Here is a 23,733-nt window from a genome sequence, read left to right on the forward strand (position 1 = left end):
GGAATCAGAAAGCGCGATAGGCGTCGAGATCGGCCGGGGCGCCGATGGAAATCCCGGCGGCGCCGGGCGCGATGCGCTTCAGCAGGCCGGCGAGCACCTTGCCCGAGCCGCATTCGACGAATTTGTCGACGCCCTGCCCGGCGATATAGGCCACGCATTCGCGCCAGCGCACGGCGCCCGTCACCTGCTTGACGAGGAGCTTGCGGATCGATTCCGGGTCCGCGACCGGCGCGGCGGTGACATTGGCGACGACCGGAACTTTCGGCGCCGAGATGGCGGCGGTCGCGAGGGCGGCCGCCATGGCGTCGGCGGCCGGCTGCATCAGCGCGCAATGGAAGGGCGCGGAGACGGGCAGCGGAACGGCGCGCTTGATTCCCTTCTCCCTGGCGATCTCCATCGCTTTTTCGACCGCCGCCTTGGCGCCGGAGATCACCACCTGTCCGCCGCCATTGTCGTTCGCGACCTGGCAGCAGGCGGAAAGCGCCGCCGCCGCTTCTCCGGCGATCTCCTTCGCCTGGTCGAGCTCGGCGCCGAGCAGCGCCGCCATGGCGCCCTCGCCGACCGGCACGGCCTTCTGCATGGCGTCGCCGCGAATGCGGAGCAGCTTCGCCGTATCGGCGACGGAGAGCGCCCCCGCGGCGGCGAGCGCCGAATATTCGCCGAGCGAATGCCCGGCCACAAAGGCGGCGTCCCTCGCGAGATCGAGCCCGCATTCGGCCTCCAGAACGCGGATCGCGGCGAGAGAGACCGCCATCAGCGCCGGCTGGGCGTTGGCGGTCAGCGTCAGCTCATTCTCCGGCCCCTCGAACATGAGCCGGGAAAGCGGCTGGGAGAGCGCCGAATCGACCTCTTCGAAGAGCGCGCGCGCCGGCGCGAAGCTCTCGGCGAGCGCCTTGCCCATGCCCACCGCCTGCGAGCCCTGTCCGGGGAAAATGAAAGCTTTCGACATTGTAAATCCGCCTTGTTGCCCGAGCCGGAGCGGCGCACGAACGGCTTCCTCATCCTGAGGAGGCTCGAAAGGGCCGTCTCGAAGGACGAGGAAACCGTCAATCGCCCGCCCTCGCGCTTCGAGGCGCCCTCTGCGCGGGCTCCTCGGCATGAGAGGCCCAGCCTGCCGACCGCTCCCGTGGCGCCGCGAGTGGCATTGGCGGGCGCGCCGTGTCAAGCTTCGCATAGGCCGCCCGTCGTCGCCGGCCGAAGGCGAAGCGATCCAGAAGCGGCTCTTGCGGCGCTGGATCGCCTCGCCGGCAAGGCCTCTCGCGATGACCGGGCGGCGGGAGAGGGCTACGATGAAGGACATGTTTTGCGGTTGCGGCTGCGGGCGGCCGCTCGGCCGGCGCGCGGTCCTCGCCGGATTGACGAGCGTCGGCGTCGCCGCCGCAAGCCCGGCATTGGCCAGGGCGGTCCTCTCGCGCCCGCGCGCCGAGGACGAAGGCTATATGCGCCTCGCCCTCGCGGAAGCCGCGAAAGGCGACTTCCCTTTCGGCGCCGTCATCGTGCGGGACGGCAAGGCGGCGGCGACCGGACGCAATATGGGGATCAGGACCAACGACCCGACCGCCCATGGCGAGATGGTCGCGATCCGCAATTTCTGCGCGTCGCGCCCCGCCGCCGAGATGAAAGGCGCGGCGCTCTATACGACCGGCGAGCCCTGCCCCATGTGCATGGGCGCGATCCTGTGGGCGGGATTCGGGCGGCTGGTCTATGCGGCGTCCATCCGGCAACTCTCAAGGCGCATCGGCCAGATCATGACGCCGAGCAAGTCGCTTGCCGAGGCCGCGCCTTTCGAGACGATCGACATTACGGGCGGCGTGCTGGCGGCGGAGGCGCTGGCGTTGTTTAAATCTGAATAGGGCGTCCTTCCCGCGCGCGGCCGTCATCGGCGCGCGCCCAAAGCGTCCCATAGCTATGGAACGCAAAGCGTCACTCCGCCAGCGCGATCTTCGCCTCCTTCTTGATCCGCTCCACCATGGACCGCAGCCCGTTGGCGCGCTGGGGCGTCAGATGCTCGGCGAGGCCAAGCTGCCTGAAGAGCGGCTGGGCGTCCGTCTCCACGATCTCCCGCGCGCGGCGGCCCGAATAGAGCGCCAGCACCAGCGCGACGAGGCCGCGCACGATATGGGCGTCGCTGTCGCCGCGGAAGCCGAGCACCGGCGCGCCCGAGGCGTCCTGCCCGGGCGTCGTCTCCAGCCACACCTGGCTCGCGCAGCCGCGCACCTTGTTGTCCTCCGTATAGGCTTCCTTCGGGAGCGGCTCCAGCGTGCGGCCGAGCTCGATCAGATAGCGATAGCGGTCCTCCCACTCGTCCAAGAGCTCGAAATTGCCGATGATTTCGTCGATGGCCATCGCTTTCCCCTTCTCTCGAACATTCTACCCCAAACGGCCGGCAAGGCGGCGAATTATCTGAGCCCGGCGCGCCCTTTCCATGTCCCCGGCGAGCGCTTAAGTTCAACGGGGCCCGATACGAGCCGGGGCGACGGCCGCGCCCGCTTCCATGGAGTGATTCATATGAGCCTCATGTCCCGCTGGCGCGCCCTCGCCGTCGCGATCGCCGCCGCCTTGTCGCTTTCGGGCTGCGGCTACAACGCCATTCCGACGCTCGAGGAAAACGCCAAGGCCAAATGGGGGGACGTGCAATCCCAGTACCAGCGCCGCGCCGACCTCATTCCCAATCTCGTCGCCACCGTGCAGGGCTACGCCAAGCAGGAAAAGGACGTGCTCACCTCGGTCGTCGAGGCCCGCGCCAAGGCGACCTCGGTGAAGGTCGACGCGTCCACCGTCACCGACCCGGAGAAGATGAAGCAGTTTCAGGACGCGCAGGCGCAGCTCACCGGCGCGCTCGGGCGGCTGATGGTGGTGAGCGAGGCCTATCCCGACCTCAAATCCAACCAGAATTTCCTCGCGCTCCAGTCGCAGCTCGAGGGCACCGAGAACCGCATCAATGTCGCGCGGCGCGACTACATCGACGCGGTTCGCGAGTTCAACACCGCGCTGCGCACCTTCCCGACGCTCCTTTGGGCGAAGACCTTCTTCTCGGGGACGAAGCCCATGGCCGAATTCACCGCCAGCGAATCCGCCCAGCAGGCGCCGCAGGTGAAGTTCTGATGGCGGCCGAGCGTCCGCAGGAAGAGCTTTGCGCGCTTTGCGCCCAAAGCAACGCCATGTGGGCGCATATGCGACAGGAGGCGGCGGACGCGCTCCGCCTCGATCCGACGCTGTCGCCCCTCTTCATCGGGGAATTGCTGAATCGCCGCAGTCTCGAGGAAGCGGTGATCCATCGCGTCAGCGGCCGGCTCGGCGCCTCGGCCATGGACGCGGCCTCGATCGCCGACGCCTTTCTCGAAGCGCTCGCGAGCGAGCCGGCGATCGGCGAGGCTTTCCGCGCGGACGCCGCGGCCTATGTCGAGCGCGATCCCGCCTGCCGGCGGCTGATGGAGCCGCTGCTCTATTTCAAGGGCTATCACGCCATCCAGGCCTCGCGGCTCGCCCATGCGCTGTGGCGAAAGGGCAAGCGCGACTTCGCCTATTACATCCAGAGCCGCACCTCGGACGCGCTCGCCGCGGACATCCATCCGGCCGCGCGCTTCGGCAAGGGAATCTTCCTCGATCACGCGACCGGATTCGTGGTTGGCGAGACGGCCGTGATCGAGGATGACGTCTCGATCCTCCATGGCGTGACGCTCGGGGGCACCGGCAAGGTCGCCGGCGACCGGCATCCGAAGGTGAGGCGGGGGGTGATGATCGGCGCGGGAACGAAGATTCTCGGCAATATCGAGATCGGGGCCTATTCGCGCATCGCCGCCGGCTCGGTGGTGCTGCACGCCGTGCCGGAACATTCCGTGGTGGCGGGCGTGCCGGCCAAGGTCGTCGGCGTCGAGCCGAAATCCCAGCCCGCGCGCGACATGGACCAGATCCTGCGCGGGCTGGCCTATGACTCATTCGATTACGTCATCTGACGCGCCTTGCCGAAGCGCGCCCCGGACCCTATCTGCCGCCGCGCCAACCCACGAAGCAGCGGCTACGAACACGCTCAAGATCGACGATTTCCGTGTCGAGCGGGAGGGCGCCGAATGGGTCGTGACCTTCACGCCCACCGGCGCGCGCTATTATTTCGGCGGCGACGGCATGGAGACGCGCGCAAGCGAATCCGACGTCCCGCCCGAGGATCTGCCGACCGAGTATGATCCGCTCGAGATCGAGCGCATGGCCGCGCGGATCGCCTATCTCGCGCGCGGCCACGCGTCCTGAGCGCTAACCCTTCACCCGCACATATTCGCCCGGCGCGTCGCAGAGCGGCTTCAGCCGGCCGCCGCCGGGCTCGCGCGCCGGAACCTTCCGCGGCGCCTGGGCCGTGACCCATTCCAGCCAATGCGGCCACCAGGAGCCCTTGTGCTCTTCGGCTTTCGCGACCCACTCCTCGAAGGTCCCCTTCACCGGCCCGCCGGTCATATAGCTATATTTGCCCTTGGCCGGCGGATTGATGACGCCGGCGATATGTCCGGAGCCGCCGAGCACATAGGTCACGTCGCCGCCAAAGAATTTGTCGCCCCGGAAAACCGAGCGCGCCGGCGCGATGTGATCCTCCTTCGTGGCGATCGAATAGACGGGAACCTTCACGAGACGCAAATTGATCGGCACGCCGCTCATCACCATCTCGCCGCGCGTGATGCGGTTCTCGAGATAGCAGCTCCTCATGTAGAAGGAGTGGTTGGCGCGCGGAATGCGCGTCGAGTCCGAATTCCAATACAGGAGATCGAAGGCGGCAGGCTCGACGCCCTTCATGTAATTATTGACGACATAGGTCCAGATCAGCTCGTTGGGGCGCAGCATGTTGAAGGCGTTCGCCATCTTCACGCCTTCGAGATAGCCGGTCTTGGACATGGCCTCGTCGAGCGCCGCCATCCGCTCCTCGTCGATGAGGATCTGCAGATCGCCCGCCTCGCTGAAATCCACCTGCGTCGCGAAAAAGGTGACGCTCTCGATGCGGTCGTCGCCCGTCGCCGCCATATAGGCGAGCGTCAGCGCGAGAAGCGTGCCGCCGACGCAATAGCCCGCCGCCGTCACCTTGCGCTCGCCGGTGGCTTTCTCAATCACGTCGAGCGCCGTGAGAATGCCCTCATGCATATAGGCCTCGAATCCCTTCTCGGCCTTGCTCTCATCGGGATTGACCCAGGAGATGATGAAGACGGTGAAGCCCTGCGCCACCGCCCAGCGCACGAAGCTCTTCTCCTTGTTGAGATCGAGCACGTAGAATTTGTTGATCCAGGGCGGCGTGAGGAGAAGCGGCCGCGCATAGACCTCTTCCGTCGTCGGCGTATATTGAATGAGCTCCATCACGTCGTTGCGCCAGACGACCTTGCCGGGCGTATTGGCGAGGTCGACTCCGAGCCGGAACTTGCTGTCGTCGGTCTGGCGGATCTTGAGCATGCCGCCGCCGGCGCTGAGATCCTCGGCGAACATCTTGAGCCCGCGAATGAGATTTTCGCCCTTGTTCTCGATCGTCGCGCGCAGCAGCTCGGGATTGGTGGCGATGAAATTGGACGGCGACACGGCGCTCGAGATCAGGCGCGTATAGAATTGCGCCTTGGCGCGCGTATGCGCGTCGAGCCCCTCGGCCTTGTCGACCATCTCGCCGGCCCATCTCGCCGCGTAGAGATAGGATTGGCGCAACCAATCGAAGAAGGGATTTTGCTCCCATTCCGGCGAGGCGAATCGCTTGTCGCCCGGATCGGACGCCACGATCGGCGGAACGTTCTCGCCCGTATAGCGTCGCAGGGTTTGCCGCCAGATTTCGCTCAGGCCCCCATAGAGCTCCGCTTGCGCGAGAGCGGCGCGCTCGGGCTTGGCGAACCAGTATTCCGCGACCGTCCCGAGCGTCTTGGTGGCGTCGGCGACATTGGCCGCAAGCTCGCTGCGCGGCCCGCTCGCGTCGACGCTGCCGATCGCCGCCGCCAGGGCCTTCCGCCCCTGGTCGACGAGCTGCGCCATATTCTCGGCCATCATCTCGATGTCGACGCCCGCCAACGGCGTAGGCAGCGGCGGATTCGCGCTTGAGGCCTGGGCGGCGGCCGGCTCTTTCCGTTGCGCCGCCGCTTCGGGGGCATCCGTCCGCCGCGGCTCCGCAACGACCGGCCCGGCGTCCGAAGGATCGACGGCGAGGATCTTGACCGGCTCCTTCGCCTTGGCCTTCCTGCCGCCCTTCTTCGCGGATTTGTCCTTGTCTCCCGGCTTGACCCTGCCCGTGCGCTCCGAAACCGCCTCGGTCGCCGCCGGCGCCTTCCGCCGTTTGACCGCAGGCTCTTCGTCGCGACCGATCGTCATGCTCTATCCTGTCTCTTTCCCGGCCATGCGGGCGCGGCCGAGTCGATTTGCGCAGTATCGCCGTATAGGGCCGGCCTGTCCTCGTCTATCGACGTTGCGCCGGCAAAAAAAGCGCCACAAGCGCGGCCCTTTCGCCGCCATCGGCGACGGCGAACATAACCCCCGTATATTACAAACGGATAGGGATCGGAAAGCGCCGTGGCGCGGCCATTATGTCGCGGCGCCGAGCCCGAAGGCCTCGCGCCAGCCTTCTCCGCCAAGAAGAAAAAGCCGACCCGCGTCGGCGGGGGCGGAGACAAGCATGCGACGACGCAAGAGAGCGGCTTTGGCCTTTTCGGCGATTTGCGGGCTTTCGGCTTGCGCGAAGCGCCATGGCGAAGTCGCGCCCGCGCCGATCCCGCCCTCGGCCTTCGAGACGGCGACATGCCGGCAGCTCTCCGCGATGCATGCGAAGGCGATGCGGACGCTCGTTTTTTCCGAACTCCTGCAGGACCATCGACATGCGGAGGATCGCACGCGCATCTTTGGCGTTCCGACGCCGATGGCGACGATCTTCGAGGAAAATCGCGAGGCCGAGCTCGCGCGGCTGAAGGGCGAGACGCTGGCGCTCGCCGCGCAGCTTCAGCGCGCCGGATGCGTCGCGCGCGAGGGCTGAGCGGGGCTTTGCGCCAGGCTTGCCGGACGCCGCGGGCGCGCCGCTTTTGAAATTCTTTGTTTAGACGTCGCGCACAGGCTTTGCGGCGACAGCCTAATCGAGAGGGTCGTTCATGAGTGTCTTGAGAGTCCTGGCGCGCGGCGCCGCATTGACGGCGATGACGATCGAAGAATGCCAGCAGCTCCAAACGCCGCTGCGTCAGGACCTCGAAACGCTCGACTATGAGATACGCGGCCTCGTCGCGCGCATCCGCAAGGAGTCGCGCGACGCAGGCGCCGACGACGCGACTTTCGTGAAGGCCTCTTCCACCGTGCTGCTCTCGATCGCCGCGACGCTCCTCGCGCGCGCCGCCGACGACCGGCGCGCGGCCTTCGACCCCGGCGCCTTCGCCGCGAGCGCGGGAAGCGCCACGCGCTGGGCGGAAGAGAGACGGACGAAATATTTTGTCGGAGGCGAAGCCTGATCGCTCTGCGGCTGGGCGCGCGTCTTGCGAAAAGCCGGCCGCAAGGCCGTCATTGCGCGCGAAGCGAAGCGATCCAGAGCCGCGCTCTCTCCCCTGGACCGCCCCGTCGCCGGCTCCCGCTTTCCGTCGCGCGCTCCCGCTACAGCGCGTAATAGCGGCTCTTCATGCGCCGCGCCGCCCGCGCCTTGCCGGGCGTCGCCGCGGGCGACAGGCGGCAGCCGATCTCGACGCCGCGCCGCCAGACGACCCGGCCGGCATAGATCGCGCCGCTTTCCTCGTCGAAGAGCTGGAAGGAAGCCGGCAGCGCGATATTGCGCGCAAGCTTCAAGCGCGCGCCGGCTTCCGCGCGATCCGCGATGAGGCAGTCGCACAGGAAGCGGTCGTCGCCGTCGAGCGCCTTGCCCCATTTGAGACGCGCGACCCGACGCGGCGCGCGGCGCCGATCGGCGTCCTTTTCCGCAAGCCGCTGAAACACGAGAGCGCCCGCGCGCCGCGCCCGCCAGCGCGCGAGCGCCGACTGGCCGCCTTGCAGACGCCTCGCCTCCAAGAGGACTCCTTCAATCATCGCGCCCTTCTTTCCAATGCGAAACAGGCGAGGATTCCTTAAGCGCGCGCGCCTGGCGGACGCAATGTCGAGGGAAACTGCGGCGCCAGCTTCGGACAAGGCCTCGCGTCTTAAATCGCATCGGGACCTTTTCACGCGGATCGGCGCCATGAGCAGCACGTTCGGTTTGTTCAATACTTCCATCATGGGCATGTCCGCGCAGGCGGACGCGCTCGCCAATATCTCCGAGAACATCGCCAATTCGAGCACTGTCGGCTATAAGCGCGCCACCACGCATTTCCTGACCGTGCTCAACGGATTTCAGGGCGCGGATCAATTTGGCGGCGGCGTCTATACGCGCAGCCGCTACGACGTCGCCGGCCAGGGCGCCCTGACCCATACCGGCAATGCGACGGACCTCGCCATCCGCGGCAACGGCTTTTTCGTCGTGTCCGACGGCGCCGGCGCAACCTTCCTCACCCGCGCCGGCTCCTTTACGCCCGACTCGCAGGGACGCCTCGTCAACGCCGCTGGCTATTATCTGATGGGATTTCCGAGCGGCGCGCAGACGGATGCGCTTGCCAATATGGAAGTGGTGCGCGTGCGCAACGACCGCCTCTACGCCAATCCGACGACGGAAGGAACGCTCGCCGCCAACCTCCCCTCCGCCGCGACGAGCGTGCCGGCCGCCAATCTCCCCTCGACCAACGCCGCGACGGCGACCTTCTCCGCGAAATCCTCGCTGACCGTCTATGACAATCTCGGCAAGCCCGTCGTGCTCGACGTCTATTATGCGAAGACCGGCGCCAACGCCTGGGAAATGACGATCTATGACTCGACGGGCGCGACCAATGGCGGCTTCCCTTACGCCGCGCCGCCCCTCGCCACGCAAGCGCTCGCATTCGAGCCGGCGAATGGCTCGATCCTCGGCGGCGCGGCGCTGAGCTTCTCGCCGCCGGGCGGTTCGGCGATCAATCTCGACATGAGCGACACGACGCAGCTCGGCGCGCCCTTCATCGTCAATCACGCCGCCGTGAACGGCAACGCCGCCGGCGCGATCCGCGAAGTGCAAGTCTCGCCGAGCGGCGCGCTGAGCTATCAGCTCGACAACGGACAGCTCGCCGCGGCCTATCGCATCGGAATCGCCGAAGTCGCCGCGCCCACCGCGCTCTCCAACTACACCGGCAATGTTTACGCCGCGAATGGCGAGTCCGGGCAGATTTTCGTCGGCGCCGCCGGGACCGGCGGCCGCGGCGAGATCGCTTCGGCGACGCTCGAAGCGTCAACGGTCGATCTCGCCACTGAGCTTTCCACCATGATCGTCGCGCAGCGCTCCTATGCGGCGAATACGCAATCCTTCCAGGCCGCCTCGGAAATCCTGCAGGTCCTCAACAACATCAAGTAAGCGGAAAGCCTCATGTCCCTAACCTCGGCCGGCGCCGTCGCGGCGAAATCGCTCGGCGTGATTTCGAACGAAATCAACGTCACGTCTCGAAACATTTCCGCCGCCGGCGTCGCGGGCCTCAGCGCCAAGCGCGCGAAGGTCGCCGCGGGCGACGACGGCGTGGCGTTTCTCGGGGTCGGGCGCGCGGCGAACGCCGCGTTGTTTCGCAATCTCCTCGCGGCCAGCGCGTCGCAGGCCGGCGAGACGGCGGTAGTGGATTCCCTTGCGCGGCTCGATCAGAGTCTCAACCTCGCGGACCCGGCGAACAGCCGCTCGCCCGCATCGATGATCGCCGGGCTGACGAGCGCGTTGCAGGCCTACAGCGCCTCGCCCGCGAATGAGACCGCCGGTCAGCTCGCCTTGGACGCCGCGCATAATCTCGTCTCCGCGTTGCGCGACGCCGCCGCGGCGACCCAGGACGAAAGCAGGCAGGCGGATATCGGCGTCGCCTCCGCCGTGAAAGAAATCAACGCGCTTCTCGCGCAATTCTCGGCGCTCAACCGCGAGATTGTCTCGGGAAGCGCGGCCGGCGCCGATGTGACGGACGCGCTGGACCGGCGCGACGGCGTCCTTCTGCAGCTTTCAAAGTCGATCGGCGTAACGACCGTGACGCGGGCGAATAACGACATGGTCGTCTACACCGACAGCGGCGTGACGCTCTTCGAAACCGCGCCGCGCCAGGTCACATTTAACGAGACGCCGAATCTTTCTCCCGGCGTCTCCGGAGCGGCCGTTTATATAGACGGCGTCCAGGTCACGGGCGCCGGCGCGCCGCTTGCGCTGCGTTCGGGATCGATCCAGGCCCTCGTCAGGATTCGCGACGAGCTCGCGCCGCGCTTTCAGACGCAGCTCGACGAGATCGCGCGCGGCCTCGTCGTCGCCTTTGCCGAATCGGACCAAAGCGGCGCGGGCGGAAAAACGCTGCCGGGCCTTTTCACCTATGCCGGCGCCGTCGAGGCGCCGGGCGTTTCCCTCATCGCGGGTCTTGCGGGACAGATCGAGATCAACGTCAATGTCGACCCGGCGAAAGGCGGCCTGCTGGCGCGACTTCGCGACGGCGGCATATCGAACGATCCGGGCTACGTCTACAATCCGAGCGGCGCCCCGGGCTATTCGACGAGGCTGACGGAGCTCGCCAACGCCGCCGCCGGGCCTCAGGGCTTCGATTCGCTGGCCGGGCTCGCCGGCGCCGGATCGGTGAAGGACTTCGCCGCCGCGTCGATCGGATGGCTCGCGGCGCAAAGAAAACAGTCCGACGGCGCGGCGACCTATTTCGACGCCATCGTCTCCCAGACCACGCAGGCTCTCTCAAACGCCACGGGCGTCAATCTCGACGACCAAATGGCGCAAATGCTGGCGCTGGAAAATTCCTATCAGGCTTCCGCCAGGCTGCTCGAAGCCGTCAACTCCTTCTTCGATTCCCTCCTTTCAGCCGTGCGCGCGTGAGTGAAAAAATGTTTTATATCGCCTCCTCCTATTCCGTGACCGCCTCGGTCAGAAGCGTCATCGCCAATCTTCAGGCGGATCTCGCCCGCGGCCAGCGGGAAATGACCACCGGGCGTCACGCCGATCCCGGCGTCGCCCTCGGCGTGCGCGCGAGCCGCAGCTTCACGCTCATCGACGCGCGGGAAACGGTCGAGGCCCTGCGCGCCGCGAACGATCTCGTTTCGGCGCGGCTGACGTCGACGCAAACAGCCCTCGACGCCCTTCTCGCCGAGGCGAAAGACATGCGCGCCACGCTGCTCGCCGCTCAGACGGACGGCGGCCAGAAGGAAGCGGTCATCGTCCAGGCGCGGCAGGCTCTGTCGGCCTTTGTCGCCAGGCTCAACAGCTCGGACGGAGAGGGCTTCCTCTTTGGCGGGATCAAGACGGACGTCGCGCCGCTCGCGAATTATTTCGCCGAGCCCTCGCAAGCGAACAAGGCCGCTCTCGACGCCGCCTTCGCCAGCGCCTTCGGATTTGCGCAAACCGACCCGGCCGTCGCCTCGATCACGGAAACGCGGATGCGGGACTTCCTCGCGAATGAATTCGACGCGCTGTTTTCGGAGGCGGGATGGCGCGCCGATTGGTCGAGGGCGTCCGATCGCCCGCTCGAGAGCCAGATCGGCCTTTCCCGGGTGATCGACAGTTCGATCACCGCGAATGAGCCGCCTTTGAGGGAGCTTGCGACCGCCTATGTCATGGTCGCGGATCTCGGCGCGGAGAAGATGAATCAGGAGTCCTACGCGGTCGTCCTGAAAGGCGGCCTGAACGCCCTGAACGGCGCGATCGCGTCACTGACGAAGACGCAGGCGCGCCTCGGCGTCATGCAGAATGAGGTTCGGAGGTCGAGCGATCTGATGGCCGTCCAGTCGGACACGCTCCTGGTTCAGCTTCAGGAGATCGAAGGCGTGGATCAATCCGAGGCCGCCGCGAGGGTCAGCGGCCTCATGACCCAGATCGAGGCCGCCTATGCGCTGACGGCGCGAGTCTCCCAGCTCAGCCTCACGAAATATCTGTAGCCGGGGACGAGACGCAGGCGATGTATCAGCAACGCTACGCCGAGATCGCGGGCGACTCCGCAAAGAGCGCACGCGAGAGAGAAAGGGAGGCGCTGCAAGCCGCCATCGCCAAGCTCGCTTTGGCGAAGGCGCGCGGGGCGCTCTCCCCCGAGGCCTTCGAAGCGACCGCCTTCGTGCGGCGCCTGTGGACGATTTTCCTCGCCGATCTGAGCGCCGAGGAAAACGGGCTGCCGGCGGATTTGCGGGCCGCCCTCATTTCCATCGGCCTTTGGATGCGCCGCGAGACCGATCTCATCGACGAGGGCAAGTCGAGCAATTTCGACGGTCTCATCGACCTCAATCAAATCATCGCCGACGGATTGGCCTAGCATGAACATCTCCCTCCGCCGGGGCGAGCGGATCTTCATCAACGGCGCCGTGCTGCGGGTCGATCGCAAGGTCTGCGTCGAATTGCTCAACGACGTCACCTTCCTCCTCGAAAATCACGTCATACAGGCGGAGGACGCGACGACTCCGATGAAGCGCCTCTACTTCATCATTCAAACCATGATCATGTCGCCGAACGATTGCGACGCCGCGACGGATCTCTGCCGGGAGATGCTGGTGTCCCTGAACGGCGCGGCGAAGGATTCGCGGATCGTCACGGGCCTCGCCGCGGCGGCGCGGCACATCGAAGACGAAAGGCCGTTCGAGGCGCTCAAGGCCGTGCGCGCTCTGTTCCGCGTCGAAGCCGAGCTCGCCGCGGCGCCGGCGGCCGGCGAAAAACGCGGCGCCGCCTGAAAGGAGGACATATGACGCTCTCTCTCGTTCAAAGCATCTTCCCCGCCGCCAGCGCCGCCACGTCGGCGCCGGACGCGAGCAAGCCGGCGGGAGACTTCGACGTGTTCCTGCAGCTTCTGGTCACGCAGTTGAAAAACCAGGACCCCACGAAGCCCCTCGATCCCGCGCAGACGGTCACGCAGCTTGCAACATTTTCGTCCGTGGAGCAGGCGGCGAAGACCAATGCGCTTCTCGGGCGGCTTGCGGACATGTCGACGCTTTCGCAAGCGAGCGCTCTCATCGGACGCACCGCCGCCTCCGCCGACGGATCGGTGCGCGGCGCCGTCATGTCCGTCACCATGACGGATTTCGGCCTGATCATGAATCTCACGGACGGCCGCGCGCTCGCGCTCGGGCCCGGCGTCTCCATCAGTTGACGATGAACGAAGCGGACGCCCTCGAGATCGTTCATCGCGCCATCGTGACGATCCTCGTCGTCTCGGGTCCGCTGGTCGGCGCCGCGATGGCTGTCGGAATCGTCGTCGCGCTTCTGCAAGCCTTGACGCAGGTCCAGGAAACGACGCTGACCTTCGTTCCGAAGATCGTCGCCCTGATCGCCGTGCTCGGCCTCTCGGCGCCGTTCATCGGCTCGAAGATCAATGCGCTCGCGCAATTCGCCTATGCGAGAATCGAAAAAGGCTATTGAGCGGCGACCGCCGCCGCTTGAGGAAGCGCGCCAATGACAGACGCAAGCGCCACGCCCCGGCCGCAGGGAGAAGCAAGCTCGCGGGACATCGGCTTCGCCATGTCCATCGTCTTCATTCTTTGCGTCTTCTTCCTGCCGATCCCGCCTTTTCTGCTGGACGCCGGATTGGCCTTCTCCATCGGCCTGTCGGTCCTCATTCTCATGGTCGCGCTCTGGATCCAGAAGCCCCTCGATTTTTCTTCCTTTCCGACCGTTCTGCTCGTCGCCACGATTCTTCGCCTGTCGCTCAACATCGCCACGACGCGGCTCATTCTTTCCAACGGCTCCGAAGGCTCGACCGCGGCCGGCTATATCATCAGCGGATTTTCCCGCCTGGTGATGAGCGGCGACTTCGTCATCGGCCTGACGGTCTTCGCCATCATCGTCACCGTGAATTTCCTGGTCATCACCAAGGGCGCGACCCGCATCGCGGAAGTCGGCGCGCGCTTCACGCTCGACGCGATCCCCGGCAAGCAGATGGCGATCGACGCCGATCTTTCCGCGGGGCTGATCGACGAACGCGAGGCGCAGATCCGGCGGCGCGAGCTCGAGGAGGAGAGCGCCTTCTTCGGGTCGATGGACGGCGCCTCGAAATTCGTTCGCGGCGACGCGATCGCCGGGCTCATCATTCTCGCGGTCAACATCTTCGGCGGAATCATCATCGGCGTCACCCGCCATGGCATGACATTGGCGTCGGCCGCGGACGTCTACGCCAAGCTTTCCGTCGGCGACGGCCTCGTCTCCCAGATTCCGGCGCTGATCGTTTCGCTCTCGGCCGGCCTCCTCGTGTCGAAGGGCGGGACGAGGGGATCGGCGGAGCAGAACATTCTTCGCCAGCTCGGCATGTATCCCCGGGCGCTTTTCGTCGCGGCGACGCTGATGCTGGCGCTGGCGCTGATGCCCGGCCTTCCGCTCGCGCCCTTCGGGGCGCTCGGCGGCGCCATGGCTTTTGTCGCCTATCTCATTCCAAGGCAGGCGGAGAAGGCGCGCCTCGAGGAGAAGGAGGCGCAGCGCGCGCTCGAGCGGCGCAGCCAGCAGGAGACCAAAGAGTCCGCGCGCGCGCTTCTTCGCATTCCGCCGGTCGAATTGTCGCTCGGCAAGCAATTATGGGCCGGCCTGCTGCCGGCGCAGGCGGAGCTTGGCCATCGCGTCCTGAAGATGCGCCGCAACTTCGCGCGCGACTACGGTTTCGTCTTTCCCGACATCAGCTTCTCCGACGATCTCGATATTCGGCCGAAACATTATCAGATCAAGATTCACGGCGCGCTGGCCGCGACGAGCGAATTGCGCCTCGGCCATCATCTCATCATCCTCGGCGGCGGCGCGGCGCCCGATCTTCCGGGAGACGAAGCAATCGATCCCGCCTTCGGCGTCCGCGCCATGTGGATTTCCGACGTCATGGTCGAAGAAGCCAGGCGCCGGGGCTTCTCGCCCATCGATCCGGCTTCCGTCCTGCTGACGCATCTTTCCGAAACGCTGCGGAACAATCTCGCCCAGCTTCTCACCTACAAGGACATGCGCGCGCTGTTGAACCGGATCGAGCCCGACTATAAGCGGCTCGTCGAAGACATGGTTCCGAGCCTCGTGAGCCATTCGACGCTTCAGGGCGTGCTCAAGCTGCTCCTCGTCGAACGCGTCTCCATCCGCAATCTGGAGCTCATTCTCGAAGCGATCGCCGAGGCGGCTCCCTTCGCGCGGCGCGCGGAGGCGATCGTCGAGCATGTCCGCGCCCGCCTGGCCTCGCAGATCTGCGGCGATCTTTCCGTCGACGGCGCGCTGGGCGTCCTGCGTCTTGGCGCGCCGTGGGATCTGTTCTTTCACGAGCATTTGAAGCGCGACGCCAAAGGCGAGGTCATTGGCTTCGACGCCGATCCGGCCCGGATCGAGAAATTTTCCCTCGAAGCGGGCGCGGCGATACGCGAGCGGCTGGAGCGGGGCGAGTCTTTCATCGTCCTGACGACGCCCGAGGCGCGGCCCTATGTGCGGCTCCTGCTCAGCCGGCCCTTTCCCTCACAGGCGGTGTTGTCGCATCTCGAAATTGCGGGCGGCGCGCAGATCAAATCGCTCGGAACGATCTCGTGACGCCGATCGAGAGCCCTATCCTGCCGGGATTCGTTCTGTTCTGCCGGGTCGGCGGCTGCCTCATGACCGCGCCCGGATTTTCGAGCGACAGAATTCCGATGAGAAGCCGCCTCTTTCTGGCCCTGGCCGTTTCCGTGGCGCTCGCGGCGCCGCTAATGGCGGATTTGCGCAAGGCGGTCGATCTCCTTCATCCCGCTTCCGTCGTCGCGGCGCTTCTCGCCGAATTGACGGTGGGCGTCTGCCTCGGCCTGCTCTCCCGCTTCTATTTTCTTGCGCTCGAAACGCTGGCGACGAGCGTCGCCATGTCCTTCGGGCTGGGAAATATCTTCGGCGGCGCGATCGCCGAGTCCGAAGCGGTCCCCGCGCTTTCGTCCTTCATCGTCACGACGGCGGCGACCTTGCTCTTCGTGAGCGACATTCATCTGGAGCTTATACGAGGCCTGTATCTTTCCTACGAGACGGCGCCGGTCCTCGCGGCGCCTGGCCCCGCCGCGCTTCTGGACGAGATCGCCCGGCTTCTCGCGCAATCCCATCTCTTGGCGCTGCGGATTTGCAGTCCTTTCCTGCTGTTCGCGCTGATCGTCAATGTCGCGATCGGCCTCCTGTCGCGCGTGACGCCTCAGGCGCAGGTCTATTTCGTTTCCGGCCCGCTGACCATTTTTCTCGGTCTCTACGCCTTCTTCGTCATCTCGCAGGATTTTTTCGTCGCCTTCGCCTCGCATTTCGAGAATTGGGTTCTGCGCGGATGACCAGGAAGAGCCGTCGGGACCGCCTCGCGCGCGCCGCGCAGATCGCGCATTCGCTTTCGCGCCTCGCGCAATCGCGCCTCGCCGCCGCGGAAGCCAGGCTCGCCGAACTCAAGAGCGCCGAGAGGGCCGCGCTCCAGGCGCCCGACCTTGTCGATCCGACATTCGCGCGATCCCGCCTGCGATATCTTTCCAGCGAGCGGCGCGACGCCGAAGGCGCGATAGTGACGCTGCGCGCCCATGCGCAGGAGCTCGTCAGGCGCGCCAGATTGACGGAAAGGCTTCTCGAAAAGGCGGACGCGGTTCTGAGACGAGAGGAGGGCATCGCCGAAACGCAGCGCCTCCTCGCAACGTCGTCAGCGCGCGGCAAGTCGAGCGATCTAGGATCGCTTTGACAGTCAAGGGGAGAGGCCATGTCGATCTTTCCGACCACCGACATCGTCGCGGACGTCGTGCGCGCGGCGAATCTGGGAAAGGCCCGGCTCGCCTTCGCTCGGCTCGAGCGGGCGACGCGCGCCGACGACGCGCGGGACGCGCATATCGCCGGCGTTGCGGATGTTCGCAATAGGACTTTCAGCACAGGCGTCGCCCCGTCGCCATCCGCGGCGAGAGCGGACGCCCAGACGCCGTCGGCCGGACAAAAGTTCGAAGCGTTTCTTCTCCAGTCCTGGCTCGAAATCCTCCTGCCGAAGGAGGAGAGCGGAGCCTTCGGCTCGGGCGGGGCCGGAGGCGTCTGGCGCTCGCTCATGGCGGAGCAGCTCGGCGAGCAATTGGCGCGGGCCGGCGGAATCGGCGTGCAGAAGATTCTCTCGCAAAGCTACGACGCGAGCCCCCGCTCGGAAACTTGAAGGGAAATAACGGATGCTTTCCGAAGGAATCGAGATCGATCCGCGCCATTCCGAGCCTCGGGCGGGTTCGGGCCGCGCGCTTGAAAGATGCCTCGATCGACTGGCGTCCATCGTCGAAACGGAGTCGCGCCTTTTGAAGGAAGGCGGACGTCTCGACTTCGACGCGCTGAACGCGCGCAAGACGCACGCTCTCCTGGAGTTCACGCTCGCGTCCAGAAGCGCGCGGCGCGGCGAGCTTGCGGGATTGGACGAAAGCGCGCGACGGCTTCGCGAGGCCTTGGCCGCGAACGCCGAAATCCTCGAACGTCGCCTGCGCGCGACACAGGAGATCGCCATGCTCATTCTCGTTGGCATTCGAAACGACGAGTCCGACGGGACTTACACCGTCGGGCGCCTCGGCGCGCGCGGCAGATGATGCGCGGCTTGCTTATCGGCGTCTGGGCCTGCGCCGTCACTCTCGCGGCGGCCTATGGGGGCGCGTATTGGCGCCTTCATCCCGGAATTGACAAGGATGAGCGGCGGGAGGCGCGACAGATCAGATCGATCAAGCCGATTACCGTGCCTGTGATCGCGGACGGCGCCCTCAAGGGCTATGTTTCGGCCGAGTTCAGCATCGTCGGCGCGCCCGCCGACTCGCATGGCGGCGTCGATCCGGAAAGCTTCGTCATGGATGAGGCGTTCCGGCTGATCTACGCCGACTCGAAGACCGACTTTGCGCGCATGCGGAAGGCGGATCTCGCGGGGCTGACGCGCCAATTGACCGTCAATGTGAATCAGAGAATGGGAAAGGACGTCGTCAAGGAAACCCTGGTCAAGAGCTTTACCTTCATTTCGCGCGACGACCTGCCGCGCTGAACGCGCGCGGCGGACGCCTTCCTTCCGCCGCGCGCCTTGCGCTCACGCGACGCGATGGACCGGAAGATAGGCGGCGTTCTTCACGATGGTCGGCCCCGGATCGCCCCGCAGATGATTTTCGATCGCTTGCGCGATCTTCTTGCTGGACTCGTCGCTCTCCGCGTCCTCGAGCGATTCCGCCCGCGTTTCGTATATGCCCGAGAGCTCGGCGATGAAGCGCTCCATCGCCTTCAGCGCGCGATATTGCGGAATTTGGGTCAGCTCCTCCGCCATCTGGCGGCGAAGCTGATCGAGTTGCGTCATCGGATGCATGGCGGCCTCTTTTCTATCGAGAATGATCGGAAATTAGATTGCGTAGCTTTCTCAGGACTTGCGTCGGTTAACAAAGACTTTGCGGCGTCGAGCGGCGCTTCAGCCCGGGGTCATGCCGCGACGCTAGGCTGCGCATGCGTCAATCGAGGAAATCATGCCGCGATTCGTGAAGCTGGAACTTTCGGAGATCATCCTGCGCGGCGTCGGCGTGGCGCTCGCGGCGGCGAGCTTCGCATTCGCCTTTCGCGAAGCGTCCGCGCCGAAAGACGCGCCGCAAATCGCCGGAATCGAACATCTGGCGATTTACGCGAAGCCGGCGCTTCGCGGGTCACGCGCCGCGATCCGCGCGGAGAAGCCCGGAATCGATTATACGCCGATCGGCGCCATTCCCCGGGGCGCGCGCGGCGCGATGCTGGGCGCTTATGAGATCGTCGACGCATCGGCGGAGAGCGCGCTGATCCGGCTTCCCGAGGGACGGGTTCTGCGCGTGGCGCCGGGCGACCGCATCGCCGGACTGGGAGAGGTGCGATCGATCCGCCTGTCCGCGCAAAAATGGATCGTCCAAACCGAGGGCGGCGCTATTCGGCAGGAATAGCTTTTCAGGCCGCCAGCCCGGCGCAACGGCTACGACGCTTCGGCGTCGTTGCGAGCCTTTTCACAAAGTCGGGAAGCAAGCCCGAAGCAGCTATTGCGGCTCTGGATTGCTTCGGCGCTCACGCGCCTCGCAATGACGGCTGCACGGCCCGGTTTTTACGGGACGGCGATCGCGCATAGATCGCCAAAGAGCGATCAGCCGGCGGCGCGCAGCCCGCCGCCATCCGCGGACGATGCGGGCTGCGCCACCAGCAGATAGCCGAGGAAGCGTTGTGAATCGATGGGATCGAAACCCAGCCGCGCGCGCAGCTTCTTGCGCAGCTTGCTGATGTGGCTCTCGATGACGTTCTCTTCGACGTCGTCGTCAAAGAGCCCATAGACCGCGTTGAAGATCTGCGCCTTCGTCAAGCGCCGGCCGCGATTGACCAGCAAATATTCGAGAATGCGTCTCTCGCGGCGCGGCAGAGGCAGCGTCTCGCCATTCACGATCGGATCGCCGCCGTTGAAGAAGACCTGGATGCCGCCGAAGGTTGCGCAATCGGGCCGCGCTTCGGCGCGACGGCGGATGGCGTGAACGCGCGCGAGAATTTCGCGGACATGCACGGGCTTGCGAACGACGTCGTCAACGCCGGCGCTGAAAAGGCCGAGCGTCTGCTCGAGCGAGGGCGCGTCGTTCATGGCGATCACCGGCGCATGCGATCTTCTGCGGATGATTCGAGGGAACTCCTCGCGTTCCGGACATTCGCCGATGAGGAAGGCCTCGACCGCCTGCACGTCGCCCTCGCCCGCGCTCGCCACCCAATCCTTGAACTGACCGGGCTGGAAACCTGCGGAAGCGACGCCTTCCTGACCAAATCGACAGGCGTATCCATTCGTTACGAGATCACGCTCGTCGACGATGATGAACATGCTGGGGCTCCTCGCTGAAAATGACCGGCGCCGCTTCGAATCGGCCGATAAGATCAGTTAAATTCCGCGAAAGGTCCCGGTCAACTGAATAGTAATAGTAAACACGGATGCAATTGCAGCGCGTTGCTTGCCAATGACCGTCGATTGTCAACTTTTAACGCAGTTTTAAGCATGTAAGACATCGGCCATTTGCGTCAAAGGCAGATTATGCGCGGCGGCGACCGGCGCGGAAACCACGCGGCCGCCGGCGATTTCCAGACCCGCCCGCAAATGCGCGTCTTCGGCGAAAGCGCGCGGCCAGCCTTTGTCGGCGATCGCGAGCGCAAAGGGCAGCGTGGCGTTGTTCAGCGCGAAGGTCGATGTGCGCGGCACGGCGCCCGGCATGTTGGTCACGCAGTAATGCACCACGCCGTCGACGACATAGATCGGGTCCGCGTGACTCGTCGGGCGGGAAGTTTCGCAGCACCCGCCCTGGTCGATCGCGACGTCGACGATGACGGCGCCGCGCTTCATCGATTTCAGCATGTCGCGCGTGACGAGGATCGGCGCCCGGGCGCCGGGCGTCAATGCGGCGCAAATCACGAGATCCGCGCGCTTGATGGTTTCGGCGACGGCGGCGCGGGTCGAATAGATGCTGCGCGCGGCGAAGCCGAGCTTCGCTTCCGCGCGGCGCAGCGCGTCGACGCTGCGGTCCGCGATCAGCACATTCGCGCCCATGCCGAGCGAAATCGCCGCCGCCTGGAGACCGACGCTGCCGGCGCCGAGAATGAGCACCTCCGCCGCCGGCACGCCGGGCGCGCCGGAAAGCAGCACGCCGCGGCCGCCCGTCGGCTTCTCGAGAAAGCGCGCGCCCATTTGCGGCGCGAGACGTCCCGCAATCTCGGACATAGGCGCAAGCAGCGGCAGTCCGCCGCCGGGCGCCGTCACCGTCTCATAGGCGACGCAATGCGCGCCGCTGCGCATCAGGCCCTCCGTCAGCGCGCGATCGGCGGCGAGATGAAGATAGGTGAAAAGAAGCTGGCCGGGGCGCAGCAGCGCGACTTCCGAAGGCTGTGGCTCCTTGACCTTCACGACGAGCTCGGCGCGGGCGAAAATCTCCCGCGCGGAGGCAAGCGAAGCGCCGGCGTCGACATATTCCGCATCGTCGAGCCCGGCGCCGTCGCCGGCGCCGGGCTCGACGACGACCTCGTGTCCCGCATGCGCCAGCTCGGCAACCGAGGACGGCGTCAAGCCGACGCGAAACTCGTTGTTCTTGATTTCCCTGAGGACGCCGACGCGCATCGCTCCGCTCCAAAAATTGTTGCGCGGACAGCTTCGGGGACGCCCGCGAAGATTATATGCAAAGGGCAAGGCCGCAGGGCAAGGGCCGCGGTCAAGCCGGAACCGTAAAGCGAAGGGGACGCCCATGCCGACCATCAACACCGACAAGGTCTGCTATGTCGTCGTCAAGGCGCGCGAGCTGGAAAGCGAGGATGAAGGCATGGACGCCGACGCCTCCAACGCGACCGACGACAAATTCGTCAGCGTGCTTACGGAAGACGCCTATGACACGGTGCGCGGCGAGCTCGCGGCGTTCATCGACGCCATGGACGATGACGAGCAGGCCGAGCTGGTGGCGCTCATGTGGATCGGGCGCGGCGACTATTCCGCGGAGGACTGGGACGAGGCGCTGCGCGAGGCGCGGGCGCGGCGCCAGGGGCCGACATCCGCCTATCTGCTCGGCAGCCCGCTCCTTGCCTCCTATCTGGAAAGCGGCCTCGGCGAATTCGGCGAAAGCTGCGCGCTTTTCGCCGCCGACCGGCAGTGAAGGTCCAGTCTGCGCGCGGAGCGCCTCATCCTGTTTCGTCCCGGCGGGGACTGCTGGATTTTGCCGACAGGCAGCGCCATATGAACGCTTGCGGAGCAAATTCCGAGGAGATGTCAATGAACCGCAGAATTTTCGCTGTTGCGCTTTCCCTCGCTTTCGGTCTCGCTTTCGCGCCGCGACTCGCGCTTGCCGAAAGCCATCACCTCACCGAAGCGATCAAGCATACGAAAGAAGCGATCGACCACGGCAAGATGGGCCATGCCGACGTGCTGGTGACCCATGCCGAAGCCGCGCTGAAACACGCCGAGCAAGCGGAGGCCGAAAAGGCGAACGCGCACACCAAGCAGGGGATCACCCATCTTGAGGCGGCGATCGACACGGGCAAGAAGAAGGAAGCCCAGGCCGCCACGAAGCACGCCGAAGAAGCGCTGACGCATCTCGAGGCCGCGACGAAATAGCCTGCGGCGAGGCGAGCGGCTTCCGGGCCGCTCCCAAAGCGCCGACAAAATGACGCCCTCATGATTTGAGAAGCCCGCGTCGATCTCGGGCTCGCCCGGGATCGACAGCCGCCGCGCTGGCCGGACAGGCCCGGTCGCGACGATGACCCCCGCGATAATAACCTGCGCCTCGACGGATGCGAGCTCGGCCCCCGGGCTGCTCTCTATGCTCGCATGACAGCGCGCACGCCTTCGCTTATGTGACGCCCAGCAATGGAGGGCCGAGCATGAGCTTTCGGGAACTGACCCGCGCCAAATCTATCGAGCTGCTGCGATCCGAGGCCGCCGCCGATAAAGGGTTTCGCCGGGTTCTGGGCGTCTGGCAGCTCACGAGCATCGGGCTCGGGGGGCTCATCGGCGTCGGCATTTTCGTTCTGACGGGCGTCGTCGCGGCGACGCAAGCCGGGCCCGCCGTCGCGCTCTCCTTCCTCATCGCCGGCGTCGCGAGCGGCGCGGCGGCCTTGTCCTACGCCGAGTTTGCGGGGCTCATTCCCGTCTCCGGCAGCGCCTATACTTACGCCTACGCCGTGCTCGGCGAACTCGTCGCCTGGATCATCGGCTGGGATCTGCTGCTCGAATACGCGCTCGTCGTCGCCGTCGTCTCGATCGGCTGGTCGGGCTATCTGCAGGCGCTTCTCAATCAGCTCGGCTTTCCGCCGCCCGAATGGGCCGCGGGCGCGGCGGGGACCGGCCCCGGCCATGTGGTCGACCTTCCGGCGGCGCTTGGCGCGCTGGCCGTCGCGGGCCTCCTTACCTTGCGTATCGAATGGGGCGCGCGCTTCAACACGGCCATGGTGATCGTCAAGGTCGCGGCGGCGCTCTTCGTCATCGCCGTCGGCCTGCCCTATGTGCGCGTCGAGAATTGGGTCCCCTTCATGCCCTTCGGCTTTTCGGGCGTGGCGGAGGGCGCCGCGGTCGTGTTCTTCGCGGTGTTCGGCTATGACACGCTCACCACGGCGGCCGAGGAAGCGCGCGATCCGCAGCGCGATCTGCCGCGCGCCGTGCTGCTGTCGCTCGCCGTGTCCCTCACGCTTTATGTGGCGATGTCGCTGGTGCTGACAGGCCTCGCTCCCTACGGCGCGCTCAACAATCCGGCGCCGGTCGTCACGGCCTTCAACGCCATCGGCCTGCCCTGGGTCGCCTTCATCGTCTCGGTCGCCGCCGTCGCCGGCATCGCCAGCGTCATGCTCGCCTTTCTGCTCGGCTGCGCGCGCATCTGGTTCGCAATGAGCCGGGACGGTTTGCTGCCGGGCTGGTTCGCGGTCCTGCATCCGCGCTTCCGCACGCCGCATCGCCCAACGCTCATCGCCGGCGCGCTGACGGCGGCCGTCGCGGCGGTCTATCCGATCAAGGAAGTCGCGGAGCTCGTCAATATCGGCACGCTTTCGGCGTTCGTCGTTATTTGCCTCGCGATCATCGTGCTGCGCAAGACGCGGCCCGACGCGCCGAGAAGCTTCCGCGCGCCCTTCGTGCCATTCACGCCCCTCGTCGGCGTCGCCTTCTCGATATGGCTCTTGTCGCGGCTTCCGCTGATCGCCTGGGAGCGTTTCCTGATCTGGATGGCGATCGGTCTGGCGATCTATTTCCTCTACGGCCGCCGCCACAGCCGGCTTGCCGCCGAGAAGTCGACCGACCCCTCGATCTGAGGAGG

Annotated in this window: 30 protein-coding genes; 23 read left to right on the forward strand and 7 right to left on the reverse strand. The window is 65.9% G+C overall.

What is annotated here, in order from left to right; genetic code table 11:
• Nucleotides 1–4: 4 nt before the first annotated feature.
• Nucleotides 5–949, reverse strand: coding sequence for an ACP S-malonyltransferase (gene fabD / locus ACV7JP_RS07060; protein ID WP_457798516.1), 945 nt, complete (start codon nucleotides 947–949; stop codon nucleotides 5–7).
• Nucleotides 950–1,289: 340 nt separating this feature from the next.
• Here fabD and ACV7JP_RS07065 point away from each other — a divergent pair, with 340 nt between their 5' ends.
• Complete coding sequence (locus tag ACV7JP_RS07065) at nucleotides 1,290–1,853, forward strand: nucleoside deaminase (RefSeq protein WP_457798517.1); 564 nt, start codon at nucleotides 1,290–1,292, stop codon at nucleotides 1,851–1,853.
• A gap of 70 nt (nucleotides 1,854–1,923) precedes the next feature.
• On the opposite strand, the gene ACV7JP_RS07070 is transcribed toward ACV7JP_RS07065, so the two are convergent.
• Nucleotides 1,924–2,346, reverse strand: a complete 423-nt coding sequence (locus ACV7JP_RS07070) for a SufE family protein (RefSeq protein ID WP_457798518.1) — start codon at nucleotides 2,344–2,346, stop codon at nucleotides 1,924–1,926.
• A 162-nt stretch (nucleotides 2,347–2,508) separates the two neighbouring features.
• On the opposite strand from ACV7JP_RS07070, the gene ACV7JP_RS07075 reads away from it, so the two are divergent.
• The 3 genes from ACV7JP_RS07075 (at nucleotide 2,509) to ACV7JP_RS07085 (ending at nucleotide 4,248) form a co-directional block, all read left to right on the forward strand.
• A complete protein-coding gene (locus tag ACV7JP_RS07075) occupies nucleotides 2,509–3,105 on the forward strand; it encodes a LemA family protein (protein ID WP_457798519.1) in 597 nt (198 codons plus the stop codon).
• Nucleotides 3,105–3,956 (forward strand): serine O-acetyltransferase, encoded by an 852-nt coding sequence (gene cysE / locus ACV7JP_RS07080; RefSeq protein WP_457798520.1) that lies wholly within the window; start codon nucleotides 3,105–3,107, stop codon nucleotides 3,954–3,956. The genes ACV7JP_RS07075 and cysE overlap by 1 nt, the downstream gene beginning before the upstream one ends.
• A 121-nt stretch (nucleotides 3,957–4,077) precedes the next feature.
• On the forward strand, nucleotides 4,078–4,248 hold the full coding sequence (locus ACV7JP_RS07085; RefSeq protein ID WP_457798521.1) for a hypothetical protein: 171 nt from the start codon (nucleotides 4,078–4,080) through the stop codon (nucleotides 4,246–4,248).
• Nucleotides 4,249–4,251: 3 nt separating this feature from the next.
• Here ACV7JP_RS07085 and phaC read toward each other — a convergent pair whose 3' ends face one another.
• A complete protein-coding gene (gene phaC, locus ACV7JP_RS07090) occupies nucleotides 4,252–6,321 on the reverse strand; it encodes a class I poly(R)-hydroxyalkanoic acid synthase (protein ID WP_457798522.1) in 2,070 nt (689 codons plus the stop codon).
• Between the two features lie 301 nt (nucleotides 6,322–6,622).
• On the opposite strand from phaC, the gene ACV7JP_RS07095 reads away from it, so the two are divergent.
• Together ACV7JP_RS07095 and ACV7JP_RS07100 are read left to right on the forward strand one after the other, a co-directional pair.
• The gene (locus ACV7JP_RS07095; RefSeq protein WP_457798523.1) at nucleotides 6,623–6,976 is read left to right on the forward strand and encodes a hypothetical protein; all 354 of its coding nucleotides are present in this window, start codon (nucleotides 6,623–6,625) and stop codon (nucleotides 6,974–6,976) included.
• A gap of 112 nt (nucleotides 6,977–7,088) precedes the next feature.
• Nucleotides 7,089–7,439, forward strand: a complete 351-nt coding sequence (locus ACV7JP_RS07100) for a hypothetical protein (RefSeq protein WP_457798524.1) — start codon at nucleotides 7,089–7,091, stop codon at nucleotides 7,437–7,439.
• Nucleotides 7,440–7,578: 139 nt separating this feature from the next.
• On the opposite strand, the gene ACV7JP_RS07105 is transcribed toward ACV7JP_RS07100, so the two are convergent.
• On the reverse strand, nucleotides 7,579–8,004 hold the full coding sequence (locus ACV7JP_RS07105; RefSeq protein ID WP_457798525.1) for a hypothetical protein: 426 nt from the start codon (nucleotides 8,002–8,004) through the stop codon (nucleotides 7,579–7,581).
• A gap of 148 nt (nucleotides 8,005–8,152) precedes the next feature.
• Between ACV7JP_RS07105 and ACV7JP_RS07110 the strand changes: the two genes are divergently transcribed.
• The 13 genes from ACV7JP_RS07110 to ACV7JP_RS07170 are packed head-to-tail and all read left to right on the forward strand — an operon-like array spanning nucleotide 8,153 to nucleotide 17,963.
• A complete protein-coding gene (locus tag ACV7JP_RS07110) occupies nucleotides 8,153–9,388 on the forward strand; it encodes a flagellar hook protein FlgE (RefSeq protein ID WP_457798526.1) in 1,236 nt (411 codons plus the stop codon).
• A 12-nt stretch (nucleotides 9,389–9,400) separates the two neighbouring features.
• A complete protein-coding gene (gene flgK, locus ACV7JP_RS07115) occupies nucleotides 9,401–10,873 on the forward strand; it encodes a flagellar hook-associated protein FlgK (RefSeq protein ID WP_457798527.1) in 1,473 nt (490 codons plus the stop codon).
• Between the two features lie 8 nt (nucleotides 10,874–10,881).
• Entirely contained in the window at nucleotides 10,882–11,928 is a 1,047-nt protein-coding gene (locus ACV7JP_RS07120) for a flagellar hook-associated family protein (RefSeq protein WP_457798528.1), read from the forward strand.
• A gap of 20 nt (nucleotides 11,929–11,948) precedes the next feature.
• Nucleotides 11,949–12,296, forward strand: a complete 348-nt coding sequence (gene flaF / locus ACV7JP_RS07125) for a flagellar biosynthesis regulator FlaF (protein WP_457798529.1) — start codon at nucleotides 11,949–11,951, stop codon at nucleotides 12,294–12,296.
• A 1-nt stretch (nucleotide 12,297) separates the two neighbouring features.
• Nucleotides 12,298–12,708 (forward strand): flagellar biosynthesis repressor FlbT, encoded by a 411-nt coding sequence (gene flbT / locus ACV7JP_RS07130; protein WP_457798530.1) that lies wholly within the window; start codon nucleotides 12,298–12,300, stop codon nucleotides 12,706–12,708.
• Nucleotides 12,709–12,719: 11 nt separating this feature from the next.
• Nucleotides 12,720–13,124 carry a flagellar hook assembly protein FlgD gene (flgD, locus tag ACV7JP_RS07135; protein ID WP_457798531.1) on the forward strand — a complete coding sequence of 135 codons (405 nt, stop codon included), beginning with the start codon at nucleotides 12,720–12,722 and terminating at the stop codon, nucleotides 13,122–13,124.
• A 2-nt stretch (nucleotides 13,125–13,126) separates the two neighbouring features.
• The gene (locus ACV7JP_RS07140) at nucleotides 13,127–13,393 is read left to right on the forward strand and encodes a flagellar biosynthetic protein FliQ (RefSeq protein WP_457798532.1); all 267 of its coding nucleotides are present in this window, start codon (nucleotides 13,127–13,129) and stop codon (nucleotides 13,391–13,393) included.
• Nucleotides 13,394–13,426: 33 nt separating this feature from the next.
• Nucleotides 13,427–15,514 (forward strand): flagellar biosynthesis protein FlhA, encoded by a 2,088-nt coding sequence (gene flhA, locus ACV7JP_RS07145; RefSeq protein WP_457798533.1) that lies wholly within the window; start codon nucleotides 13,427–13,429, stop codon nucleotides 15,512–15,514.
• Nucleotides 15,511–16,263 (forward strand): flagellar biosynthetic protein FliR, encoded by a 753-nt coding sequence (locus ACV7JP_RS07150; protein ID WP_457798534.1) that lies wholly within the window; start codon nucleotides 15,511–15,513, stop codon nucleotides 16,261–16,263. Before flhA ends, ACV7JP_RS07150 begins: the two co-directional genes overlap by 4 nt.
• On the forward strand, nucleotides 16,260–16,655 hold the full coding sequence (locus ACV7JP_RS07155) for a hypothetical protein (RefSeq protein WP_457798535.1): 396 nt from the start codon (nucleotides 16,260–16,262) through the stop codon (nucleotides 16,653–16,655). Before ACV7JP_RS07150 ends, ACV7JP_RS07155 begins: the two co-directional genes overlap by 4 nt.
• An 18-nt stretch (nucleotides 16,656–16,673) precedes the next feature.
• Nucleotides 16,674–17,108, forward strand: coding sequence for a rod-binding protein (locus tag ACV7JP_RS07160; protein WP_457798536.1), 435 nt, complete (start codon nucleotides 16,674–16,676; stop codon nucleotides 17,106–17,108).
• A 13-nt stretch (nucleotides 17,109–17,121) separates the two neighbouring features.
• Entirely contained in the window at nucleotides 17,122–17,523 is a 402-nt protein-coding gene (locus ACV7JP_RS07165) for a hypothetical protein (protein WP_457798537.1), read from the forward strand.
• Entirely contained in the window at nucleotides 17,520–17,963 is a 444-nt protein-coding gene (locus tag ACV7JP_RS07170) for a flagellar basal body-associated protein FliL (RefSeq protein ID WP_457798538.1), read from the forward strand. The genes ACV7JP_RS07165 and ACV7JP_RS07170 overlap by 4 nt, the downstream gene beginning before the upstream one ends.
• A gap of 42 nt (nucleotides 17,964–18,005) precedes the next feature.
• Here ACV7JP_RS07170 and ACV7JP_RS07175 read toward each other — a convergent pair whose 3' ends face one another.
• Nucleotides 18,006–18,275: a hypothetical protein gene (locus ACV7JP_RS07175; RefSeq protein WP_457798539.1), complete on the reverse strand. Its 270-nt coding sequence runs from the start codon at nucleotides 18,273–18,275 to the stop codon at nucleotides 18,006–18,008.
• Between the two features lie 154 nt (nucleotides 18,276–18,429).
• Between ACV7JP_RS07175 and ACV7JP_RS07180 the strand changes: the two genes are divergently transcribed.
• Nucleotides 18,430–18,870 (forward strand): hypothetical protein, encoded by a 441-nt coding sequence (locus ACV7JP_RS07180; RefSeq protein WP_457798540.1) that lies wholly within the window; start codon nucleotides 18,430–18,432, stop codon nucleotides 18,868–18,870.
• Nucleotides 18,871–19,064: 194 nt separating this feature from the next.
• Here ACV7JP_RS07180 and ACV7JP_RS07185 read toward each other — a convergent pair whose 3' ends face one another.
• Nucleotides 19,065–19,778 (reverse strand): response regulator transcription factor, encoded by a 714-nt coding sequence (locus ACV7JP_RS07185; protein ID WP_457798541.1) that lies wholly within the window; start codon nucleotides 19,776–19,778, stop codon nucleotides 19,065–19,067.
• Between the two features lie 165 nt (nucleotides 19,779–19,943).
• Entirely contained in the window at nucleotides 19,944–21,059 is a 1,116-nt protein-coding gene (gene ald / locus ACV7JP_RS07190) for an alanine dehydrogenase (protein ID WP_457798542.1), read from the reverse strand.
• 124 nt (nucleotides 21,060–21,183) lie between these two features.
• Between ald and ACV7JP_RS07195 the strand changes: the two genes are divergently transcribed.
• From ACV7JP_RS07195 to ACV7JP_RS07205, 3 genes are all read left to right on the forward strand, one after another.
• Nucleotides 21,184–21,585, forward strand: a complete 402-nt coding sequence (locus ACV7JP_RS07195; RefSeq protein ID WP_457798543.1) for a DUF3775 domain-containing protein — start codon at nucleotides 21,184–21,186, stop codon at nucleotides 21,583–21,585.
• Between the two features lie 116 nt (nucleotides 21,586–21,701).
• On the forward strand, nucleotides 21,702–22,043 hold the full coding sequence (gene smbP / locus ACV7JP_RS07200) for a small metal-binding protein SmbP (RefSeq protein ID WP_457798544.1): 342 nt from the start codon (nucleotides 21,702–21,704) through the stop codon (nucleotides 22,041–22,043).
• A 266-nt stretch (nucleotides 22,044–22,309) separates the two neighbouring features.
• Nucleotides 22,310–23,728 carry an amino acid permease gene (locus tag ACV7JP_RS07205; protein WP_457798545.1) on the forward strand — a complete coding sequence of 473 codons (1,419 nt, stop codon included), beginning with the start codon at nucleotides 22,310–22,312 and terminating at the stop codon, nucleotides 23,726–23,728.
• Nucleotides 23,729–23,733: the final 5 nt, after the last annotated feature.

The sequence above is a fragment of the Methylocystis sp. S23 genome (genome assembly GCF_054106005.1).

Coding starts and splice junctions, on each gene's coding strand:
- ACV7JP_RS07155 (WP_457798535.1), top strand. CDS start 16,260: ATGACCAGGAAGAGCCGTCGGGACCGCCTCGCGCGCGCCGCGCAGATC.
- cysE (WP_457798520.1), top strand. CDS start 3,105: ATGGCGGCCGAGCGTCCGCAGGAAGAGCTTTGCGCGCTTTGCGCCCAA.
- phaC (WP_457798522.1), bottom strand. CDS start 6,321: ATGACGATCGGTCGCGACGAAGAGCCTGCGGTCAAACGGCGGAAGGCG.
- ACV7JP_RS07075 (WP_457798519.1), top strand. CDS start 2,509: ATGAGCCTCATGTCCCGCTGGCGCGCCCTCGCCGTCGCGATCGCCGCC.
- ald (WP_457798542.1), bottom strand. CDS start 21,059: ATGCGCGTCGGCGTCCTCAGGGAAATCAAGAACAACGAGTTTCGCGTC.
- ACV7JP_RS07140 (WP_457798532.1), top strand. CDS start 13,127: ATGAACGAAGCGGACGCCCTCGAGATCGTTCATCGCGCCATCGTGACG.
- ACV7JP_RS07180 (WP_457798540.1), top strand. CDS start 18,430: ATGCCGCGATTCGTGAAGCTGGAACTTTCGGAGATCATCCTGCGCGGC.
- ACV7JP_RS07110 (WP_457798526.1), top strand. CDS start 8,153: ATGAGCAGCACGTTCGGTTTGTTCAATACTTCCATCATGGGCATGTCC.
- ACV7JP_RS07185 (WP_457798541.1), bottom strand. CDS start 19,778: ATGTTCATCATCGTCGACGAGCGTGATCTCGTAACGAATGGATACGCC.
- ACV7JP_RS07065 (WP_457798517.1), top strand. CDS start 1,290: ATGAAGGACATGTTTTGCGGTTGCGGCTGCGGGCGGCCGCTCGGCCGG.
- flgK (WP_457798527.1), top strand. CDS start 9,401: ATGTCCCTAACCTCGGCCGGCGCCGTCGCGGCGAAATCGCTCGGCGTG.
- flaF (WP_457798529.1), top strand. CDS start 11,949: ATGTATCAGCAACGCTACGCCGAGATCGCGGGCGACTCCGCAAAGAGC.
- ACV7JP_RS07175 (WP_457798539.1), bottom strand. CDS start 18,275: ATGCATCCGATGACGCAACTCGATCAGCTTCGCCGCCAGATGGCGGAG.
- ACV7JP_RS07095 (WP_457798523.1), top strand. CDS start 6,623: ATGCGACGACGCAAGAGAGCGGCTTTGGCCTTTTCGGCGATTTGCGGG.
- ACV7JP_RS07100 (WP_457798524.1), top strand. CDS start 7,089: ATGAGTGTCTTGAGAGTCCTGGCGCGCGGCGCCGCATTGACGGCGATG.
- ACV7JP_RS07105 (WP_457798525.1), bottom strand. CDS start 8,004: ATGATTGAAGGAGTCCTCTTGGAGGCGAGGCGTCTGCAAGGCGGCCAG.
- ACV7JP_RS07165 (WP_457798537.1), top strand. CDS start 17,122: ATGCTTTCCGAAGGAATCGAGATCGATCCGCGCCATTCCGAGCCTCGG.
- ACV7JP_RS07205 (WP_457798545.1), top strand. CDS start 22,310: ATGAGCTTTCGGGAACTGACCCGCGCCAAATCTATCGAGCTGCTGCGA.
- ACV7JP_RS07160 (WP_457798536.1), top strand. CDS start 16,674: ATGTCGATCTTTCCGACCACCGACATCGTCGCGGACGTCGTGCGCGCG.
- flhA (WP_457798533.1), top strand. CDS start 13,427: ATGACAGACGCAAGCGCCACGCCCCGGCCGCAGGGAGAAGCAAGCTCG.
- flgD (WP_457798531.1), top strand. CDS start 12,720: ATGACGCTCTCTCTCGTTCAAAGCATCTTCCCCGCCGCCAGCGCCGCC.
- ACV7JP_RS07195 (WP_457798543.1), top strand. CDS start 21,184: ATGCCGACCATCAACACCGACAAGGTCTGCTATGTCGTCGTCAAGGCG.
- ACV7JP_RS07170 (WP_457798538.1), top strand. CDS start 17,520: ATGATGCGCGGCTTGCTTATCGGCGTCTGGGCCTGCGCCGTCACTCTC.
- fabD (WP_457798516.1), bottom strand. CDS start 949: ATGTCGAAAGCTTTCATTTTCCCCGGACAGGGCTCGCAGGCGGTGGGC.
- flbT (WP_457798530.1), top strand. CDS start 12,298: ATGAACATCTCCCTCCGCCGGGGCGAGCGGATCTTCATCAACGGCGCC.
- ACV7JP_RS07070 (WP_457798518.1), bottom strand. CDS start 2,346: ATGGCCATCGACGAAATCATCGGCAATTTCGAGCTCTTGGACGAGTGG.
- smbP (WP_457798544.1), top strand. CDS start 21,702: ATGAACCGCAGAATTTTCGCTGTTGCGCTTTCCCTCGCTTTCGGTCTC.
- ACV7JP_RS07120 (WP_457798528.1), top strand. CDS start 10,882: ATGTTTTATATCGCCTCCTCCTATTCCGTGACCGCCTCGGTCAGAAGC.